Below are 21,654 nucleotides of genomic sequence, written 5' to 3'. Positions count from 1 at the left end.
TTGTCCATTCCTTTCCTCATAATAATCGTATAAAATTAAATTATATGCATAAAAATACTAAAACGGAGGTATAACCATGGATTTAAGCCAATATGAGACTTTTCCGTTTCAAGCTTCCCATGCGTTTAATCTAGCAACCGGATCCGAAGAAAGATCATTTCCGTCACACTGGCACTCCTTTGGCGAAATAATCCTCGTTGGTCCCGGCGAAAAGAATATATATAAGATAGGCCAGAAAATTTATAACCTTGTCGAAGGTGACATCGTACTCATCTGGCCGCTTGAAATGCACGAGATCGTCGATGCCGACAGAACGTGCTCTATTATATTACAATTTAGCAGCACCATAGCTGATGCTGTCTTTGATTTCAAAAGGATCATACACTATTATAACAATTTACACGTAATCTGCATAAATACACACAGAGAACTTGCACTTAAACTTGGTGAACTTGCCCGCAAAATGCGCGATACCTATTTGTCTAACAAAAGTAATAAAGAGATGCTGTGTACCATGCTTATTTTCGAGTTTATGCTCGTACTCGACGAACACAAGCAGGAACTTAGCGGAGAACTTACCGATAACTACTCTTCCGTCACCGATGAGCTCTACTTCAAGATGATAAAGGTCACAGACTATATAAAAAACAACCTGACAGACGATAGCCTTACCCAGTCGGAAATGGCAAAAAAAGCCGGCATAAGCAAAGACTATTTTTCGCGCATTTTTAAGGAGATAACCGGCCTAAATTACAATAAATGGCTCAATCTTATAAGAGTTGAAAAAGCCGCTGAACTGATGTCCAACGAAAAAATGTCCTTAACTGAAATTGCCATGTTGTCAGGATTCCAAAGTATCTCATCATTTAACAGGGTTTTTAAAGAGCAAAAAAATATGTCACCAAGCGAATATCGCGCCGGTTTCTCAGCTTAAGCCGACTCTAACTTGAAATATACTTCATACGCCTGCATTTCACTTCTTATATTTTGATATGCAGGCTTCCTATTTTTTGTTCATATTGCATTTTATGGTAGATTCTCCTATAATACGAAATGTTGCAAAGACTATTTCTATATTTATAAGCGAGGCTATTTTTAATGATAAGTGCTAATAACGTAACACTAAGAGTTGGAAAAAAAGCTCTGTTCGAAGACGTAAATATCAAATTTACCGAAGGAAACTGCTACGGAATCATCGGTGCCAACGGTGCCGGCAAATCTACCTTTTTGAAGATCTTATCAGGTCAGATTGAGACAACAAACGGCGATGTCGTTATCACTGACGGTCAGCGTTTGTCATTCCTTGAGCAGGACCACTTTAAATATGACGATAAGGTAGTTCTTGATACTGTTATATCAGGAAATGCCCGTCTTTTTGAGATTAAGAATGAAAAAGATGCTATTTATGCAAAGGAAGATTTCACTGATGAGGACGGAATCCGTGCAAGTGAGCTCGAGGCAGAATTTGCCGAGATGAACGGATGGGAAGCTGAATCAGATGCAGAAAGTCTCCTTAACGGACTTGGTATCGAGACAGAAAATCACTACAAGCTCATGAAAGAACTTGACGGTAATCAGAAGGTCAAGGTTCTTCTTGCAAGAGCTCTTTTTGGTAACCCCGATATCCTGCTCCTCGACGAGCCTACCAACCACTTGGATCTTGATGCTATCGCATGGCTTGAGGAGTTCCTTATCAATTTCGAGAACACAGTCATCGTTGTATCTCACGACCGTTACTTCCTCAACAAAGTCTGCACTTACATTGCTGATATAGACTACGGCAAGATTCAGCTCTATGCCGGTAACTACGACTTCTGGTACGAATCATCACAGCTCATGATCCGTCAGATGAAGGAAGCCAACAAGAAGAAAGAGGAACAGATCAAGGAACTTAAAGAGTTCATCGCTCGTTTCTCAGCTAACGCAAGTAAATCAAAGCAGGCTACTTCAAGAAAGAAAGCTCTTGAGAAGATCGAGCTCGATACGATCAAGCCTTCAAGCAGAAAATATCCTTATATAGATTTCAGACCTGAGCGTGAGATTGGTAATGAAGTTCTTACTGTTTCAGGAATTTCAAAGACAATAAACGGCGAGAAGATCCTTGATAACATCTCATTCGTTGTACAGCATGATGACAAGATTGCTTTTGTAGGCGGAAATGAGCTTGCCAAGACTACTCTCTTCCAGATTCTTACAGGCGAACTTGAACCCGATGAGGGAACATACAAATGGGGCGTAACAACTTCACAGGCTTACTTCCCCAAGGATAATACAAAAGAGTTTGATAACGACTACAACATTACCGAGTGGCTTACAGGCTATTCCGAGATAAAGGACGCAACTTACGTAAGAGGTTTCCTTGGACGTATGCTCTTCGCCGGCGAAGACGGTGTAAAGAAGGTTAAGGTCCTTTCCGGAGGAGAAAAGGTTCGTTGCCTTCTTTCCAAGATGATGATAAGCGGCGCAAACTGCCTTATCTTCGATGAGCCCACAAACCACCTTGATATGGAATCAATCTCCGCTCTCAACGACGGAATGATCAAATTCCCCGGCGTAGAACTTTTCGCTTGCCGTGACCATCAGGTTGTTCAGACAACAGCAAACAGAATAATGGAAATTCTCCCCGACGGATCACTTGTCGACAAGCGTTCTACTTACGACGAATATCTCGAGAGTGATGAGATGGCCAGAAAACGTACAGTTTATAATACAGTTGCCGATGAAGAGGAAGACGACTGATTAAAGCATTTATATTAGGAGGAGCAATAGCATGCAGACATTTAGTCCCGTAAAAGAAGGAAAAGTAAGAGAAATTTACGATATCGGAGAGAACCTTATCATGGTTGCAACAGACAGAATCTCCGCTTTCGACGTAATTCTCAAGAACAAAGTTACCAAAAAGGGTGCTGTGTTGACCCAGATGTCAAAGTTCTGGTTTGATTATACCAAGGACATCGTAAACAACCACATGGTAAGCGTTGATACAAACGATATGCCTGAATTTTTCAGAAGCGAGGAATTTACAGGAAACAGCATGCTTTGCAAAAAGCTCAACATGGTTCCCGTTGAGTGCATCGTTCGTGGATATATCACAGGAAGTGGCTGGAACAGCTATAAAGAAAACGGAACTGTTTGCGGAATCAAGCTTCCCGAAGGACTTAAAGAGTGTGACAAGCTCCCTGAACCCATCTACACTCCCAGCACAAAGGCTGAGATTGGCGATCACGATGAGAACATCGACTTCGACCGCAGCGTAGAGGTACTTGAGAAGGCATTCCCCGGAAAAGGTCTTGAATACGCAACAAAGATCAAGGATTACACAATTGCTCTTTACAAGAAATGTGCAGACTACGCTCTCACTCGCGGCATCATCATTGCTGACACAAAGTTTGAGTTCGGTATCGATGAGAACGGCGAGGTTGTACTTGCAGACGAGATGCTCACACCTGACAGCTCACGTTTCTGGCCTGTTGAAGGTTATGAGCCCGGACACGGTCAGCCTTCATTTGACAAGCAGTTCGTTCGCGACTACTTAAAGGCTAATCCGGAGTGTGACTACAATCTTCCTCAGGATGTAATCGACAAAACTATCGCAAAGTACCTTGAAGCCTACAAGCTCCTCACAGGTTCAGAACTTAACGCATAAAGATCAAGGCTGCCACAACATAGTGGTGGCCTTTTTTCATGGGGACGCCACGAAGGCATCTGCCCAAAAATGCTTGTGTACGGCTGCGCAGTGATTTACTAAATAAAAAAACTCCGGAAATACTTCCTTTCGACGTTGCTCAGAACAGTCAGTATTTCCGGAGTTTTTTTATTTGTAAATCATCTTGCTCGTCCGAAAACAAGCATTTTTGGGCAGATGCCTTCGTGGCTGTCTATGAAAGAATATCACTCAGATATATTGTGGGTAGTCCTTATTACTTATTACTTATTACTGATTACTGATTACTGATCTCCTATTTTTTTATGGAATTCGCTGCAACAAAAATTGCATCCCATAATCTTTCTATATGGTTGTAAATAATGCTCTTATAAACCAGATGCCAACGACTAATAGAACGGCCATTTCTGCCAGTCCTGCTATAAATAGGCTTTTAATCCCGGCTTTCTTGGCTTTAAAGGCTCCTACCAAGCCGAGGATGGCGCATGGAATCGGGGCAAAGAAGAAGAACCATAAAGGAAGATAGGAAAAGAAGGCGTGGAGTGATCCTATGGCGTTCAATGCTTCAAGGATGCATGATAAGACGTATGATATTACTGAAACACCCACCAAGATCACCGGAAATAAAAGTAGTATTAAAATGTTTCCTGATTTATTATTTCTATTCATATTCTATCTCCATATTTGTTTGGTAATATACCGCAATAGAATTAATTCCAAAACAACACTGATACGTAATAATGACATTAGTCCACTTGCAAAAAGATGATATCTCCTACAGTCTTGTCATCATCATAGATCATGAAACGTACTTTACCGTCCTGTAGATCATAGTCGTATGCGGTCATATGTCTGCCTTGTCTTTCCTGCTCAACATTATCGGGAATTTGTGCTTCTCCAAAATATGTTACAAGCTCGGAATATGAATTACCCAATGTCATCTTTTTAGCAGTTTTAACAGGCAGATAACTTGTTACTCTCCAATTAGAATCTTTTATATGAAGAATATTAAACTTCGCGTCTGTTATCCTAACAGGTGAATCGGAATAATTATAATATCCATAATATGCTCCGGCTCCATCAATTCCCATATAATGCATAAAAAATACTTTGCTCTCGCCTGGTTGAACAAGCAGATTTCCCGAATAACTTGAATCATCCAGTTCCCAGCCACTATCAAATAATTCAGAAATAGTCTTATTGATCGAATATATTTCATTACCTATTACACATTCAGTGCAACTAAGCTCATCTATGACAGGCTCCTTTTTGGCTGAACCGCCGTATTTGGCATCAAGATAAGCTTTTCTGTTATTCGCATCACCGATATTCTGATCCAACATGTCAAAGATAATGTTTCGAACAGTTGATTCAGCGTCATCCGCATAATAACTATTGCAATTGTAAAAGATCACACTTATCTTTTTATCATTGTCAAAGCAGAAATTGATATCATTGGTTGTATATTGCTCCGCTCTTCCGGCAAGAGATATATCAATGCTACCACCGTTTCCCTCTTTGAATTCTCTGGAACTTTCGGCGCGTAGTGCAGCTACAACTTCATCATGTGTACTTGAAGTTGTTATTCCTCCGGGCAATACATATTCGATGCCATTTTTAGCTTCAATATCAAACCTGTCAACATAACCGTTTTCTACCGCCCCGGAGGTATTGGCAAATGTATATGCGCCAAGTACAAGCTCTCTTCCGTTTCTCTTCAAAGTAAGCTCTGTTTCTTTATTCCATGAAAGCATTGCATTTTTCTCACTTTCATCGATTTCCCATCCGTTATCCAAAAATGCTTTTACGGGAGCAGGCATCATATATAAATCGCCATCGATCTGAATAATTCCGCTTGTTGTCTTGACTCCGAGTTCTGTCGGCGCAATATATCCTTTTACATGTTCCGAAATCTTGTCACTTGCATCGGGAAATTCCTTATTGCGATCCATTGAATCGTAGTAAGAAGCGATTGCAGAAGATCCAAGTTGCATATCAAAATCAACAGCATAAGGACCATAATAGTATTCCGCGCCGGTCACAAAAATTTGATGAGATGTGCATCTTTGATTGATATCTCCGGCAAAGCCCATGCCTCCGTTTGCAACCCAGGACATGTAATTGGTAACGTAATCATCTCCAAATTCATCCCAACTTCCAAATCTATCCTGAATCTTTTTACCGATTGGAACAGCATATCCAAGATATTCTCCAAGATTAAACCAGCCAACGCAGTATCCGTGCGCCAAAAGTTCCTCTGCACGTGAATAGTCCCAGCCGTCATCGCTAGGATCTCCGTCATCGGCAACGAGTTTACCGACTTTCTGTACCAGATCCTCTTTATTATTTATTCCCCATCCGGCTTTAAGTCCTTCTTCAATTGCCCCAACGTTACTATCATCGGGATCCATTCCACCTATAACAGTAAGATCAAGTTCATTGGCATCTGTCTGGATGGCATAAGTTGCATTTAACCATGCGATAAGATCTTCACTTACCATATTCTCATCCATTCCGCTATAGATCGTATCTTTTTCAAGTTCATAATTCTCCTGTTCCCCAGGTTCTGAATCTGTATCCTCTAAGACACCGACACGCTGTACAGAAAACTTACTAAACACTTTATATCCGATAATACAAACAGTTCCGACTACAAGCGAAAAAATAAACACTACCAGAATGGTCAATAATGCTTTATTATCCTTGCTGTTTTGAGGTGCTTTGACATTAGCCTTATTCAGTGTTACAGGCATCTGTCCCATGTATGTCCCGTTATTCTGCATATTACTTACGGGTTGTTGTATATTGCTCACAGGCTGCTGCATATTGCCAACGGGCTGCTGAACATTAACAGGCCCATTCACTACACGAGCTCCGCAATACGTACAGAAATTACTTCCATTTTCAATTTCATTACCACAATTATTACATCTCATATTTCTTCTCCACAAACCGGTTGCACCGGAAATAAACTTGTACCTTTCAATCTTTCTTTATTAACCAACCATTTATAAGAATTACATATTCAATCTCCTCAGTACCATCGCTGACAAAAATCATTCTTTTTCCGTGATATACTCTTTGCCATAAAGAAGAACTCTCATTAAATATGGCAAGTTCAGTAGCTTCTCCATTTTCATCAATCATATATAATTTCCCGTCACTGTCCATGGCGTAAATCTTATCACTCAAAGGATCATTCATTACTTCCACTATACCCGCATCGGTAGTATGTAATGCCTCTTTTATTAAAGCTCCATCCTTGTACATAAAAAGCGTATCATCTACAGAAATCCACACAACACTGTCATCATCACTTACAGCAAAACAAGAAAAAGACCTATCCCCCTGATAAATCGCTTCTGTCTTTGTTTCTCCGTCTTTGTATGTAATTGCATTTAGCGCTTCAACATCATAGTCATAAACTGTAAAATCCGCGCCCGAATATTCTTCCGCAATAGAATTATCCATGCGTATAGTTTCCATATCGGCATTCAGCCAAAAACCGGCTTGATCTGCCACTAAATACATCCCTTCAAAAGACTCGGCTTCAGGAAAGTAATTGATCACTTCATCTTCACAAATAAACTCTTTTCCTTTATACCGCGCAAGTATATATTTGTAAGGAAAAACTTCTTTTTTCTCGGTCATCGTAGCAGGATCAAAGTAATATAATCCCTTTTCCTCCGGCTTGAATAATATTTTTTTACAATCGGAATTAAATGCAACAGCTCCATCTAAAATCGCACTATATACCTTTACTAATTCGCCTTCATTCCAGCAGTAGATACCATGCTCACAATATGCACTAAAATATGCTATTGTTCTGTCATCCGATACTCCATATACGTGAAAAGGAATATCCCTCGGATCGTAAATTTTCTCATCCAATCCGTCGAGCCCCATCATAAAAACGCCATCATCCCTTGAAACAAGCGCTGTCTTTCCGTCAGGTGACACGGCAATACAGAATGTTTCGGTAATATTGCATTCTTTTATCAGGCTATACTCATTCTTTGCTACGTCATATACGCACAAGCCCTTTCCGAGCTTGGATTCCTCTGAGGTACCCATATAAATATATTCGCCTGTATAGCTCATGACCACATCAGTACAGCCTTTATCAATAAGAGTCACATTGAGGCTCGAATCGATCAGGTATGCTTCTCCGTCATCAATGAGCACTCCGACTTCACCTTCGGGATCCGTATAAAATTCATACGATATCGTCCCTTTAAAAGTCTCATTAACAGCACCTGCCGAATTGCATATTATGCCATTAACAGAAATCATGTTTTTTCCGGGAAGACCTGTTCCTTTATTGACATATTTATCAATGTCATCTTCTGCCTTGTCTTTTTCTGCATCATCGCCTTCTAAAACGCTTCCAAAATCGGCATTCTCAGAGATTGTCTTGAATGCTGTATATCCAATAAAGCAAACACCGCCTGCTACAACCGAAAAGACTAAAAGAACCAAAACAACCAATAAAGCTTTTGGTATATCTTTTTTTTCATGTTCTTTATCAGGTAGCCTATTATCCGGCGCCGGCTCAATATGTTGCTGCATCTGCCCACTCGGATTTTTTTCATTAGGCATCTGCACCTGCTCATTCACTGCATTTTCTTCCATGCATCCGGAATTCAGGACATCAACATCATAATTTAATATACGAACTCCGCAGATCGGACAAAAGTCTTTTCCCTCTTCTATTTCACTTCCGCAATTATTGCATTTCATTCTTTTCTCCCAACAGCCGGCAGGACCGGCGGATAAGCCGTTTTTTAATCCTTCTTTATCAATCTGCCAAATAAAAGATATACATATTCGTTATCAGATTCTCCGCCTATAGCAACAGCAAATTCTTTTCCGTGCGAATATTCTTCATGGAAATAGAACTCGCCATCTAATGTACCAAGTTCGGAAGTATCTCCCTTTTCATCAATCATAAATACTTTTCCGTTGTCGCTAAAGCAGTAAATATTATTACTCAAAGGATCGTTCTTTATACATCCCACGGAAAAACCATCACCATCAATATTTAAAACCTCTTTTACTACCGCTCCGTCCTTGTACATAATGACCTTATCATCTGCAACAATCCACAAAATACTTTCATCATCACTTACAGTAAAATCATAAGCACGGGAATCATCCTTATAAATTTCTTCTCTGTGCGCTTCTCCGTCTTTATATGTAATTGCATATATCACACCGTCATGAATATCATAAACTTTGAGCTCCTGCCTTGAACATGCATTTGCACGATAATCTTCTCTGCATACAGCTTCAATATCAGCATTTAACCAAAAACTGTATTTTTCCGCCGTTATGTACATTCCTTCAAAAGACTCGGCATCAGGATAATATGTCAATTTAGTATCTGCAAATACAAACTCTTTTCCTTTAAATCTTGCAGATATAGTATCAAAAGACAAAACAACTTTTGCCTCGCTCATAGTAGCCGGATCAAAGTAATAGAGACCTTCTGTCGTAGCTTTGAATAACATTTTTTTACAATCGGATGTAAATGCAACGGATCCATAGAATGGCGAATCATATATCTGTGTTACTTCACCATCTTTCAAACAGAACAATCCATACCCATTATGCGTATAAAAATATGCCACAGACCTGTCATTAGATACCCCAAGTGCATGATAAGGATAATCATTTGGCTCGTAAATTTTCTCATCGGTTCCGTCAAGCCCCATTATAAATACGCCGTCGCTCCTTGAAACAAGCGCTGTATTTCCGTCAGGTGACACAGCCAAACAGAACGATTCGGTAATATTACACTCTTTTATCCGGCTATACTCATTCTTTTCTACGTCATATACACATAACCCACTTCCAAGATTTGATTCCCCTGAAGCAGCAATAAAAATATACTCACCTGAATAGTTCATGGCCACAGCAACGCAGCTCTTATCAATGAGAGTTGCATTAAGACTTGAATCGATAAGATATACTTCTCCGTCAACAAATATCACACCTACTTTGCCTTCGGGATCAGTATAAAACTCATACTCTTGTTTTCCTTTAAATTGCTCGTTGATAGCACCTGCAGAATTGCATATTATACCATTAACCGAAGCCATATTTTGTCCAGCCTGACCTGTACCGTTATTTCCGTTCTCTGCAGTATTGTTTGCAACATCGTCACTCTCTGTTTCTTCCGTTTCAATATTGTCACTTACCGCGTAACTGCTTTCATTACTGCTTCCTAAGCCGGCACCCTCCGAAATCACCTTAATTACTTTTATGCCAATAAAACCAGCAACGCTTGCAAAAATTACAAAAACAATAATAGCCAAAACGATCAGTAAAGTTTTTTCTTTCCCCTTGCTCGCAGGTGCTTTATTTGGCATCTGATTATACTGAGTCTTCCCTATTGGTTGCTGTATCTGTCCGTTCGATGTATTTCCAACATATACAGATTGCTGCCTATTTACCGAATCATCGGATAAACGAGCTCCGCAGTACGGGCAAAAATTACTTCCATTTTCTATTTCATTACCACAATTATTACATTTCATAATATTCCTCCTCAGCCGGATATACCGGCCGATAAGCCTCTTTCCACTATAATTCTCTTATCTCATTTGAGTTTTATATCCAGAACTTCTCTTTTACCATCCTTGGTTATTCCGGCAATCTCAGTTATTTCCCCTGTAAAAAATCGCGTTTCAATCTCAATTCTTTCATACTTATCAGATTCAAAAACAATCTTTCCTTTCCAGACCAGGACCATTGAATATCCGCCGGAAACTCTTAACCTATGATCTGATTCATATATTTCGCCTGTATATTTACGAAAACTTATGCCATCCGAGCTATCACTATACAACCCATCAAACGTATTGCCATATTCATCGATTAAATAATATAACCAATCATTTGTTTCATCTGCCTCAATTATTTCATCCTCATATTCCACAACTCCACCTTGGGTTATCATAATATGATCAGAAGCCCCCCAGCCTTCATAGCTAGCCAGGATTTTTCCGTCAGCATTCATTGCATACACCTTATCTCTCGTTCGGTTAGCAGCAAGCATTAACCTGTGATTACTAGACATATGTAAATAGTCGTATATAGGTTTAACAATAACTGTTCCATCATTACGTAGTAACCCGTAACTCTCATTTAGATCACAATAAAATCTGGTAATACCATTTATAAATATCCTTTTATTATCCCTATACTCCCGAAATTCGACATATTGTTGATGCGGTGTAACCTCCCAATCTTCGAAACTTCTGATAATCCTCACATCATCATCAACACCTTTTCCGCTTAAAAGGTCTCTTATAAAGTTCTGTCTTTTGGATAAGGTTACTCTTGCCGCAAAAGGCCCTTTAATAAGCACATTCCCATCTACATCAAGGAAATCTTTTCCATTCCATGCAAAACCAACCTCATCTATCATTAGCCCCTTATAACGAGGTCCAGTATCCATCCCGGTCTTCTTATTTATAAAGCCGGATTTTTCTCTTCTTAATCCGGTCCATTCAGGCAATCTGTTCGGAATACGATATACAAAAATATAATCATCCGCCGTAACATCTTTATCATATTTCTTGCCTGAAGCAAACATCTCTTTGTAGCTCAAATAGTCGTTATATTTATCTTCATCAAATGAAAAATACAAAAATGTCCCTGTTATCAAGATTGCACTAAAAGCACATGCCAAGCAGATTTTGATAGCCGGCAAATTTTTTTTCTTTTCCGGATTGGGTTGATGCATACGTCCAAAAAAAGAAAAATCCGAAACAACAGGATTGGGACCGTAAAACTTCTCAAGATTTCCCACTGTATCTGTAATAATTTCAAGCTCACAACCAAATCTTATGCTTATAAAAGCAGCTGTTAATAACAGAAAAAAAGAATTGCCGGTTAGTACTCTTAATACAATAAAAATGACACAAAAAATATTACAGTAAAGTAGCGCAGCAGGCTTTTTTTCCAATGCAATCATCATAACTTTATAATAATCTCTATATTTTCTGTCTTCCTTTGCAATATATACGAGATCTGCGTACATCAATATATTTACCGCAAGCTTAAGTAATATCGTCAGCAATAACAACCACGGCATAATAATCGCATAGCTATTCACAAAGGAAATAGCCACCTCGATAACATCCAATATAATCGTAGCTTTAACAAATTTGGCTGTAGCCACAAAGTCCTTATATACGTTCTTTTTAATAAATCTGTAAAAAGCAAAATAAGCGATAATCTTCAACGCATAAAAGCCGTAATCAAGTTCAGCGAAAATAAATGGCTTAAAGAAGCTGAAAACATGCAAAAAGAGATTTACAAAATTAAATATTGATATCATTAAGAACGCATTCTTCAAAGCGCTCTTTTTTCTTTTTGGTACGTATGCATTGGTTGCATATGTATAATTTTGCTGCGTATTACTTGTAGCCGCTTCATTTTGATAACTCTGCGCATTCCAAGCAGCTGCTTCCGTTTGATAATTCTGCGTATCATCCATATAGACAGGCTGCTGATCATATTGCGTATTGTCTGTATATACCGGCTGCTGAACATTTGGAGTATCATAATATACTCCTGCCCCACAATACGGGCAAAAGTTGCTTCCTTCCTCTATTTCACAACCGCAATTATTGCATATCATACTCATCCTCCAAGAAAGTGAATATTCTATAATTTCACATTTCTAAACAATCTCTCAAAAAAATATAAACCGCTAAAGCGCCCATTGTTTTTTCCGATATATCTATCAAAGATAAAACTGCTAAATAACCTCCCGAAAAAACAATAAATAAAAGTACCATCACTGCGGTAGACTCCCGGTGGTGGTACTTTTCTGTTTAAGTCATATTATATTTGTTCTCAACACCATATCCGCGAAATATTAAGTAAAAATCATTCGTCTGATTATACAATATTTCGAGGATGAAGTAAACGGTATTTTAACTTTTATTCAACATCTTCGTAAGAATATCCGGTATCCTTGGTTGAGCGGTTTTTGGACAGTATCTGTATGAGAAGCCTCACTATTCCTATAAGAACAAGATAGCTTCCAACCGTAAGAGACTTCACAGAGGTCAATCTCTGCGGTGTGGCAAGGGAAATAATTCCTATATTCAGGTTAACAACTGCGATAAGTATCATCCAGAAACTCCCCGCCCGCTTTATTGTCTTTTTATGCTTAATTACATATTGAACGCTGGCTGCTGCCATGGCAAAAAAGACAATTGAAATAAATACATTCGTCCACTTCGGGATTCGCTCGATATTGGACACGATAAACACCATAAAGCTCATCACGATTATGTGAAAAAGCATTCGGCCTCTTTTTATAAATGCCTTCTCGTCTCTGGTTCCTGCCTTTAGTATCCTTGTAGCGCTAAAAAGCGCGCAGGTAAGCGCAACTGCGCCGCCTATCATGTTATAGATTGCTTTTGGAATTGCAAGGAAAACGATTCCCAAAAGAATAAGGAATGCGTCGATAATTCCCTGCTGAGTCTTAAGCGCCTCCATAACCCTTATTTTCTCAAATTCGCGCCATAGAGATCCGAAGAACTTTCCGAGAATGATCTTTGTCTTACTCTCCGACTGCGCCGCGGACAAAAGAATCGTTCCAAAGTCATGGAATCCGCCTTTTGATATGTCATATAAAGAAACCGCGCCGCCTGATTTCATTGCATCAAAAATATCTCTCGTAAAAGCCTCGCGCTGTTCCATCGTGGCGTTCTCTATCCAGTCGTCGATCACTCTGTTAAGCGCAGAACTTTCCTCAGTCAGATGTTTTTTTGTCACAAAATGATCACCTGAAACCTTCCAGGTCATTCCCGAGTGTTGGAGCATCCTCTCGCCGTCACTTGCAACAATCTTATGCGGAACATCAAGTTCAAAGAGCATTCCGACTATGCTGTATGTAGGAACTATATGAGTGAGCTTCCACTTAACGTTTTCAAATTTCTTTTCATCAAGAAGTTCGGGACATATTCCGGGGCCGTCATAACTGTAGACATGCTTTATCCTTGGCTGAACAATCGAAGGTACATTCATGGCAGAATATACAGCAAGATTACCACCCTTTGAATGACCGCCAACATACACATCTCCCGCATATTTGGACAGGATATACCCAAGATAGTTAACCGCTTCTTTTTGCGCCATGATCTCTTCAAAACTTATCTTGAAATCCATGCGCCAATCATCAATATCCATGGTAGTTCCGCGAAATGATACAAAAAGACTTCCATCCGGCATATGAATAGTCATCGCCGTAAACAGCATATCTTTGTCCATATCATTTATGTCGATAAAGTCAGAAAAAGTAAGTTCACCAAATCGCTCACTCTTAGCCATATAAAGCAGAACCCAGTCAAAATCAACCCTGGAAAGGCCATCTGTAGGGTGCGTGCTGAAATACATGTCGGCAGCTTTTTTGACCGTGATCTCACCGCCCGTCTCGCTATCAGGAACTATCCCGTTTAAGTCGTTGTATATAACAAGCGAAAATGCCAGATTATCAATTTCATTTAAAGGCGCTTTCTCAAAATCCAGATCTCCGCGCCATTTTATATAATTTATAAGATTTGCCATACTCTTTTACCTCTTATAATTAATCTTAATCCTAATATGCTTTTTGTCCAGTTGTCTGCATTGCTTTAATGTGTTAAAATCGTCAAAGATAAAAAATTCGAAATAGGAGCATAAAATAATGAATATTGTATGTTTAGACCTTGAAGGCGTGCTCGTTCCCGAGATTTGGATCGCATTTGCCGAGGCAAGCGGAATTCCCGAACTTAAGAGAACAACAAGAGACGAGCCCGATTACGATAAGCTTATGAAATGGAGAATCGGCATTCTCAAAGAACACGGACTTGGACTTAAAGAAATCCAGGACACGATTGCCAAGATAGATCCTCTTCCGGGTGCAAAAGAGTTCCTTGACGAGCTCAGAAAGACAACTCAGGTTATCATTATCAGTGATACTTTCACACAGTTTGCAACTCCTCTCATGGAGAAACTCGGATGGCCCACAATCTTCTGCAATTCTCTTGAAGTTGCAGAAAGCGGCGAGATCACAGGCTTCAAGATGAGAATCGAGAACTCCAAGCTCACAACCGTTAAGGCGCTTCAGTCAATCGGCTATGAGACAATCGCAAGCGGCGACAGCTACAACGATCTTGCAATGATCCAGGCATCAAAGGCCGGATTCCTCTTCCGCTCCACAGACAAGATCAAAGCTGATTATCCCGAGCTTCCTGCGTACGAAGAGTACAATGACCTTTTACAAGCAATCAAAAAAGCTCTATAATAGTATGATATCGGTGTCGCCTGCAGCATAAAATCTGCACGCGATACAATTTGACGTTTTTGAAAGGAAATAGCAACATGAAAGACAACAATTGTCCTTACTGCACTGGCGGTGAAAACCTCGCCAAATTCGGAATCAAGATCTGTGACCTCGGCGTAAGCCAGCTGGTTCTCTTCAAGGAACAGAGCCATCTCGGAAGATGTATCGTGGCATACAAGGATCACGTTCATGAAATGGTTGATATCTCAGATGAAGAAAGAAATGCATTCTTCGCTGATGTCAATCGCGCTGCAAAAGCTATCCACGCAGCATTCAATCCGGATAAGGTTAACTACGGTGCATACAGCGACACTCTCTGCCACCTTCACATGCACCTCGTACCCAAGTACAAGGACGGCTTTGAATGGGGCGGCGTATTTGCAATGAATCCTCAGGAGAAATTCCTCTCAGATGCTGAGTACGAAGAAATCATTGCCAAGATCAAAGCAAATCTTTGATAATATTTTCAATAACGATTGCAGGACTATCATAAATTGATAGTCCTGTTTTTTTTGCTCATAAAGCTTTATACTCTTTCTATAACGCAAAAAATTTAAGAGGAAAGAATATGAATGAAACTATAAATATTGATAATACTGTAATTGATGAAAAAGCCCGAAAAAAGGCTTTCAGAAAAACCGTAGGCTATATGGGCTGGGGACTACTGCTCTATATTTTGATCGAAGAAGCCGTCGTTACGATAATGACATATATCGGTCTCAACAACTGTTCTACCGATTGGAGAAGCATGAGTGATGAAGAATACTCAGCATTTTTTGATGATTTCTTTGAACTTGGTCCGGGTGGCATGATCTCCTGTGTATCCGTACTGATCGGAATTATTTTTCTATTTTTATATTTTAGAAAAAAGATCTCCATAAAAGAGATTTTTTCATCCCATAAAAAAATGCTCCCCGCATCATTTGGCATGATATTATGCGTATTTTTGGGAATACAATGGATAACCGAACCTATATTTCAGTCAATGGAAAATGCCTTTAATCAAATCGGATTCTCAATAGAAACTTCCATGGATGATGCCTCAAGCGGTGCTCTTACATTAACTATGCTCGCTTATTCAGCCATAGCGGCGCCACTTGTCGAGGAACTGATCTACAGAGGATTTGTCTTATCTACGCTAAAAAAATACGGCAAATTATATGCGATCGTCATTTCCGCATTATTGTTTGGCATAATGCACGGCAATCTCCCGCAAGCTGTATATGCATTTATTGTAGGCCTGCTTCTTGGATATGTCGCTGTAGAATATTCCATTCGTTGGACAATCCTGCTTCATGTCATAAATAACAGCCTGGCCGATCTGCTGTATTATTTGGGCCAAAATCTCAGCGACGAGGTAAACACTGTTATTTTCTATGCTATATTTGGCATTAGCTGTTTAATAGGAGTCTTTATTATCATCAAAAAAAGACGGAACATCCTTAAATATATTAAAGAGAACAGTTTTGCTCCATCCACCTTCTTCCGCACATTTACTCTGGTCGGACTGATGCTATTTATCATAATGAATCTGTATACGGCATTTTCTATGATAGAAAAAATCTGAAGATCTAAGTGTATGACATCTTAAATGAAATTACAGAAATCCGCACTGGCTGCGGATTTCGTGAGAACATGATTCAGGAGTCAACCAAGCCCTATCGACGAAGTCGATTTTAATTGGCTTGGTTGATGCATTCTTGAACTTCATGTTCAAGAATGTATGTTATTCTAAATATAACCTCTATCTCACTATTGATATGGGATAGAGGTTATTTTGTGCAATTTACTTCGAACTGAACTTGCTATTGATGTTTCTCAGTTTTATATTGGCTCATATTCTTTTCCTTCAAATAAACGGTATAATATCGGATACCATTTATATTTCATAATCAAGGCAGCTTCTTATCTTTGTATAAGGTCTTACCTTCGAATCTGCAACGGCAACATGTTCGGGATGTGTTGCATAATTCTTAAGTGCTTCCTCATTGTCAAATGTAGAATCCAGCATAAGATCAGCATTCGAAGAAGCAAGCCCGTTTATATTCACCTTTATCTCTACTATTCCCGGAACCTTTCCTTTTAATGCTTCCAATCCCTCTTTAATTCCCTGCTTTACATTTTCTTTCTCTTCAGCAGAAAGCTCCTCTTTAAGTGTCCATAAGATCACATGTTTAACCATCAGGTTATCCTCCTCTGTCTTGTCTGTCATACCGTCACACCGACATGCCCTCGCACCGGCCTACTTGATACAGTTCTGTTATGGTACTTTTTTCATTATACTACACTAATCATACTTCTCTAAATGCGCTTTTTCATTCGCATCGTTTAAGCCTTTAAAACTTCTTCCGGATTAGCTTCTGCAATTTCTTCTACGCTATCTTCTTTAACTTCTGTACTTTCTTCAGCCGTATTTTCTATAGCTTCTACAGCGTCTATATCCTCTGCTCCATTATCTTCTATAGATTTTTCTGCATAATCCTCTGTAGCTTCTTTCGAATTAGCTTCTATAGTATCTTCTATAGTATCCTCTGTAGTTTCTGATGTGATCTCATCTGATATATCTTCCAAATTATCCATTGATGTTTCCGCCACGCTTTCCTCATCGTTTTCTACGGCGCCCTCATTCGAATCCTCACTCTTAGATTCTGAAGTTTTCTCGTAAAATCCGGCGATAAAGAAGATCACAGCAAAAACAATCATCTGCCAAACATCATTCACCGTTCCTACAACATGCCTGTTTAAAACAATAAATACGTATAGCAAAAGCGACGCCACACCGATGCCTAATGCACCTCCTTTATAAGAAGCAAGCTTTTTCTCATCAAATTCTTCCTTACATTTGGCTCCAACACGGCCGCCTGCAAATATCGAGCCTCCCAATACACTGGGAAATATAAAACTGACTACCTTTCCGGCTATATCCTTTCCTTCTGAAAGAAATAAAACAGAAAGAATTCCCAAAAGAACCAGCAAAAGCATTGTTACAGCTGCCTTTTTGCTCTCACCTGTTCTATCAATCACCCTCTCATACACAACTCCTGCGCCCCAACACAATAAGCAAAGAGCTATCGGAACCAGAACCGCGCCTATTGTTTTGATTCCAAGCATAAAAAAGATTCCCCACAACAATATGCAAAAAACTGACATCAGCGCAATGATCATCATCTTATTTTTTTTCATACAACCTCCAAATATATAGAACTCAAAAGCTTCGACTAATCAAAGCTCTTGGGTATCATTTATCCCCCAAATCCGTGTACCCTACCTGAACAAAAAGAAGCATCCCAACAATATCTATGCTATGTCTATGAATTTATCTGCATCATCGATATATCTATGAGCTCAAACCCGCATTCCAGCTGAACAGATAACACTCATTATATAATAGCACAACACAGACCTGCGTTTGTCGCTTCATATCATATAAAGTTCCCCAAAACTAAAGTCAATTGCAACACTTACAACGCACAAAACGAGCTGTATCTTTATTCCCTGAGATACAACTTTGTAATCCCAATAGGCTCTTTTGCCCCCTCCCCCTACGTTACCCAAGTTCAATTACAAACTTTATACCCGTAAAATCAATCTCGAATTCACTTATTTCTACGTGGACACATCGATTTCCGTGATTCTATGTCCGTAAAATCATTCCCATATTCACTTATTTCTACGTGGACACATTGATTTCTGGAAATCTATACCCGTAATGCCACTCCTACATTCACTTATTCCTACGTGGACAAATTGATTTCTGGAAATCTATGCCCGTAATGCCACTCCTACATTTACTTACTCCTACGTGTACACATCGATTTCTAGAAATCTATGCCCGTATAGTTCCTTACGCTAACGCTCCTCAACTGTCCTATTTTCCGACGTCCTGAAGTACATCCAGTTCCCATTAACAGCAAAAAGAGCCCCATTCCACGACCTATAAGCAAACCAGGTCACTTATATGCCGCAGAACAGGGCTCAAATTCCTTTTATTCTCTACAAAAAAGCTCAGATCAAGCTTTCTGTACACTCTATACCGGAAGTGCAATTACAGCACTTTCATTATATTCTTTAAAATAAACTTCCCAAAAATTACCAGATTCTATAATTTCCGGACAACGCAAGAAGCGCAAACATATAAAGGCAGTTGTCATAGTATCTTCTCTTGCCTTGTCTTAGCGGCTGATTCCAGAACCATTCAACCCACTTTGAGGCAATCTCAAAATCACTGCCCGCAGCTTCGCTGTAAGGAACAGAAAGCGCGCTCTGCGCCATAGTTGCAAGAAGTCCGACGGGATGAAGTACAGGAATCTCAAGACTTGTTCCGTCAACTTCATACACGCATCTCATCGCCTCAATATCGGTTCCGAAGAACTTCATCATCTTAAGCGGTACGCAGATCTGACCTTCATCTGTACCAAACCACTCTGCATCAAGACCAATATTGGCAGCGGTTCTGTACGCATCGCTAAAGAATCTTCCGTGAATGCTTCCGTCCCAAGGCATTGGATCGTTCACAGGCGATCCGTCAAAGTTGCCGTACTCGGGATTAAGTCCTGTCTCAGGATGGCAGGCCTTAACAAGATATTTTCTGCTCTCCTTGGCAGCAGTCTCCCAAAACTCTTTGTCCTCTTCATATGCCCACTTTGCAAAAAGCTCATAGAAATGAGGCAGATGATAAGAAGGATCAGAGAAAGGATGTCCCGGAACAAAAAGGACAAGATGATTGTCCCTATTCCACATAGGTGCACCGGCTCTGCCGTTTTCGCCTTTATGAACACAGGCTCTTAAAATCTCTTTTGCCTCAGCGGAATAATTAAAGATTCCCTCTCCATCGCCCCATCTGTGTGATGCAAAGAAAAGAGCCATCGCATAGAACTCTTCTCCGTCAGGTGCGGGGCCGTTCGAATTCTTTGAACCGTCTACATTGCAGCTCCAAGCAAAATAGCCTTCGTTCTCGCCTTCATTCATCCACATGTAGGTCTTGGACCACTTCCAGATACGGTCAAACTCTTCCTTCATATCGAGCTGAACGCACATCATCATTCCGTATGACATACCTTCAGTCCTTGCGTCATGATTACCCGTATCCTCAAGATATCCCATGTCATCGCTCACAGGATGATAAATTCTCTCTTCTTCAGTACCATAAAAAAAAGTGTCTACCGCATCTTTAATCTTCTTCTCAATCTCAGCGTCGCTTTTTCCAATCTCACTAAATACATTCCTGTATTTTCCATCATTATACGCAGCCATAAGACCTCCAAAATCAAAGATTTACCTTAGGAAGTGTCGCAAAGCTCTTCTCAAGCTCTTCGTCTGTAGGAATGTAATCTGACATCTCACCGTCATTGAACTTCTGGTATGCAACCATATCGAAGTAACCTGTTCCTGTAAGACCAAAGAGAATTGTCTTCTCCTCACCAGTCTCCTTGCACTTGAGTGCTTCATCAATAGCTGCTCTGATAGCATGGCTACTCTCGGGAGCGGGAAGAATTCCCTCAACTCTGGCAAACTGCTCTGCAGCCTCAAATACTGATGTCTGCTCAACAGATCTTGCTTCCATGTAGCCATCGTGATAAAGCTGTGAAAGAATCGGGCTCATGCCGTGATATCTAAGTCCGCCTGCGTGGTTTGCAGAAGGAATAAAGTTGCTTCCAAGTGTATACATCTTGGCAAGAGGACAAACCATTCCGGTATCACAGAAGTCATATGCAAATTTACCTCTTGTAAAGCTCGGGCAGCTTGCAGGCTCAATAGCAATTATCTGATAATCTTTTTCTCCGCGAAGCTTCTCACCCATGAAAGGAGAAATAAGTCCGCCGAGGTTTGAACCGCCGCCTGCGCATCCGATGATGATATCGGGAGTAATGTCATACTTATCAAGTGCAGCCTTTGCCTCAAGACCGATAACAGTTTGATGAAGGAGAACCTGATTGAGCACGCTTCCAAGAACATATCTGTAACCTTCAGTCTTGGTAGCAACTTCTACAGCCTCGGAAATAGCACATCCAAGTGAACCTGTTGTTCCGGGATGTTCTGCGTTGATCTTTCTTCCAATCTCTGTATCCATTGAAGGAGAAGGTGTTACACTTGCTCCGTATGTACGCATAACTTCGCGTCTGAAAGGCTTCTGCTCGTATGAAACCTTAACCATGTATACTTTACAATCAATTCCAAGATATGCAGATGCCATTGAAAGAGCTGTTCCCCACTGACCGGCACCTGTCTCTGTGGTCACGCCCTTAAGTCCCTGCTGTTTTGCATAATATGCCTGAACAATAGCGGAATTAAGCTTGTGGCTTCCGCTTGTGTTATTACCTTCAAATTTGTAGTAAATCTTAGCGGGAGTTCCGAGCGCTTTCTCAAGGCAGTATGCTCTTACCAAAGGAGAAGGTCTGTACATCTTGTAGAAGCTACGGATCTCATCCGGAATATCGATATAAGCAGTTGTATCATCGAGTTCCTGCTTAATAAGTTCATCACAAAAAACAGGACGAAGATCGTCAAATCCCATCGGCTGCATTGTAGCAGGATTAAGAAGCGGCGCAGGCTTATTCTTCATATCAGCCCTTACGTTGTACCACTGCTTGGGTATCTCATCTTCGCTCAAATAAATTTTATAAGGAATATTATTTTGACTCAT

At 40.1% G+C, this 21,654-nt stretch carries 16 protein-coding genes; 6 read left to right on the top strand and 10 right to left on the bottom strand.

Annotated elements, in window-relative coordinates:
* Positions 1-76 precede the first annotated feature (76 nt).
* The 3 genes from T356_RS20615 (at position 77) to T356_RS0115570 (ending at position 3,646) form a co-directional block, all read left to right on the top strand.
* The gene (locus T356_RS20615) at positions 77-934 is read left to right on the top strand and encodes an AraC family transcriptional regulator (protein WP_026515292.1); all 858 of its coding nucleotides are present in this window, start codon (positions 77-79) and stop codon (positions 932-934) included.
* A gap of 164 nt (positions 935-1,098) precedes the next feature.
* Positions 1,099-2,739, top strand: coding sequence for an ABC-F family ATP-binding cassette domain-containing protein (locus tag T356_RS0115575; RefSeq protein ID WP_026515291.1), 1,641 nt, complete (start codon positions 1,099-1,101; stop codon positions 2,737-2,739).
* 31 nt (positions 2,740-2,770) lie between these two features.
* Entirely contained in the window at positions 2,771-3,646 is an 876-nt protein-coding gene (locus tag T356_RS0115570) for a phosphoribosylaminoimidazolesuccinocarboxamide synthase (RefSeq protein ID WP_026515290.1), read from the top strand.
* Between the two features lie 363 nt (positions 3,647-4,009).
* On the opposite strand, the gene T356_RS0115565 is transcribed toward T356_RS0115570, so the two are convergent.
* The 6 genes from T356_RS0115565 to T356_RS0115540 all read right to left on the bottom strand — a co-directional run bounded on the left by T356_RS0115565 (position 4,010) and on the right by T356_RS0115540 (position 14,254).
* Positions 4,010-4,333, bottom strand: coding sequence for a hypothetical protein (locus T356_RS0115565; protein ID WP_026515289.1), 324 nt, complete (start codon positions 4,331-4,333; stop codon positions 4,010-4,012).
* A 77-nt stretch (positions 4,334-4,410) separates the two neighbouring features.
* Positions 4,411-6,600 (bottom strand): DUF1266 domain-containing protein, encoded by a 2,190-nt coding sequence (locus tag T356_RS0115560; RefSeq protein WP_026515288.1) that lies wholly within the window; start codon positions 6,598-6,600, stop codon positions 4,411-4,413.
* Between the two features lie 46 nt (positions 6,601-6,646).
* On the bottom strand, positions 6,647-8,404 hold the full coding sequence (locus T356_RS0115555; RefSeq protein WP_026515287.1) for a zinc ribbon domain-containing protein: 1,758 nt from the start codon (positions 8,402-8,404) through the stop codon (positions 6,647-6,649).
* A 44-nt stretch (positions 8,405-8,448) separates the two neighbouring features.
* A complete protein-coding gene (locus tag T356_RS0115550) occupies positions 8,449-10,203 on the bottom strand; it encodes a zinc ribbon domain-containing protein (RefSeq protein ID WP_026515286.1) in 1,755 nt (584 codons plus the stop codon).
* 62 nt (positions 10,204-10,265) lie between these two features.
* Positions 10,266-12,314: a zinc ribbon domain-containing protein gene (locus T356_RS0115545; protein ID WP_026515285.1), complete on the bottom strand. Its 2,049-nt coding sequence runs from the start codon at positions 12,312-12,314 to the stop codon at positions 10,266-10,268.
* Positions 12,315-12,619: 305 nt separating this feature from the next.
* Positions 12,620-14,254 (bottom strand): Mbeg1-like protein, encoded by a 1,635-nt coding sequence (locus tag T356_RS0115540; RefSeq protein ID WP_026515284.1) that lies wholly within the window; start codon positions 14,252-14,254, stop codon positions 12,620-12,622.
* A gap of 118 nt (positions 14,255-14,372) precedes the next feature.
* On the opposite strand from T356_RS0115540, the gene thrH reads away from it, so the two are divergent.
* The 3 genes from thrH (at position 14,373) to T356_RS0115525 (ending at position 16,578) form a co-directional block, all read left to right on the top strand.
* Positions 14,373-14,972, top strand: coding sequence for a bifunctional phosphoserine phosphatase/homoserine phosphotransferase ThrH (thrH, locus tag T356_RS0115535; RefSeq protein ID WP_026515283.1), 600 nt, complete (start codon positions 14,373-14,375; stop codon positions 14,970-14,972).
* A gap of 77 nt (positions 14,973-15,049) precedes the next feature.
* The gene (locus tag T356_RS0115530; protein WP_026515282.1) at positions 15,050-15,469 is read left to right on the top strand and encodes an HIT family protein; all 420 of its coding nucleotides are present in this window, start codon (positions 15,050-15,052) and stop codon (positions 15,467-15,469) included.
* A gap of 110 nt (positions 15,470-15,579) precedes the next feature.
* Entirely contained in the window at positions 15,580-16,578 is a 999-nt protein-coding gene (locus tag T356_RS0115525) for a CPBP family intramembrane glutamic endopeptidase (protein WP_026515281.1), read from the top strand.
* 312 nt (positions 16,579-16,890) lie between these two features.
* Here the strand turns inward: T356_RS0115525 and T356_RS0115520 are convergent, their stop codons facing one another.
* From T356_RS0115520 to T356_RS0115505, 4 genes are all read right to left on the bottom strand, one after another.
* Positions 16,891-17,193, bottom strand: a complete 303-nt coding sequence (locus tag T356_RS0115520) for a Dabb family protein (RefSeq protein ID WP_026515280.1) — start codon at positions 17,191-17,193, stop codon at positions 16,891-16,893.
* A gap of 146 nt (positions 17,194-17,339) precedes the next feature.
* Positions 17,340-18,194: a hypothetical protein gene (locus tag T356_RS0115515; RefSeq protein ID WP_026515279.1), complete on the bottom strand. Its 855-nt coding sequence runs from the start codon at positions 18,192-18,194 to the stop codon at positions 17,340-17,342.
* Between the two features lie 906 nt (positions 18,195-19,100).
* Positions 19,101-20,264: a glycosyl hydrolase family 8 gene (locus tag T356_RS0115510; protein WP_026515278.1), complete on the bottom strand. Its 1,164-nt coding sequence runs from the start codon at positions 20,262-20,264 to the stop codon at positions 19,101-19,103.
* Positions 20,265-20,277: 13 nt separating this feature from the next.
* Positions 20,278-21,654 carry a TrpB-like pyridoxal phosphate-dependent enzyme gene (locus T356_RS0115505; RefSeq protein WP_026515277.1) on the bottom strand — a complete coding sequence of 459 codons (1,377 nt, stop codon included), beginning with the start codon at positions 21,652-21,654 and terminating at the stop codon, positions 20,278-20,280.

Origin of the sequence: Butyrivibrio sp. LB2008 (assembly GCF_000621565.1) — a bacterium.
GTDB lineage: Bacteria > Bacillota > Clostridia > Lachnospirales > Lachnospiraceae > Butyrivibrio.
Note: the sequence above shows the minus strand (reverse complement) of the source record. Positions and strands in the feature narration are given on the sequence as shown.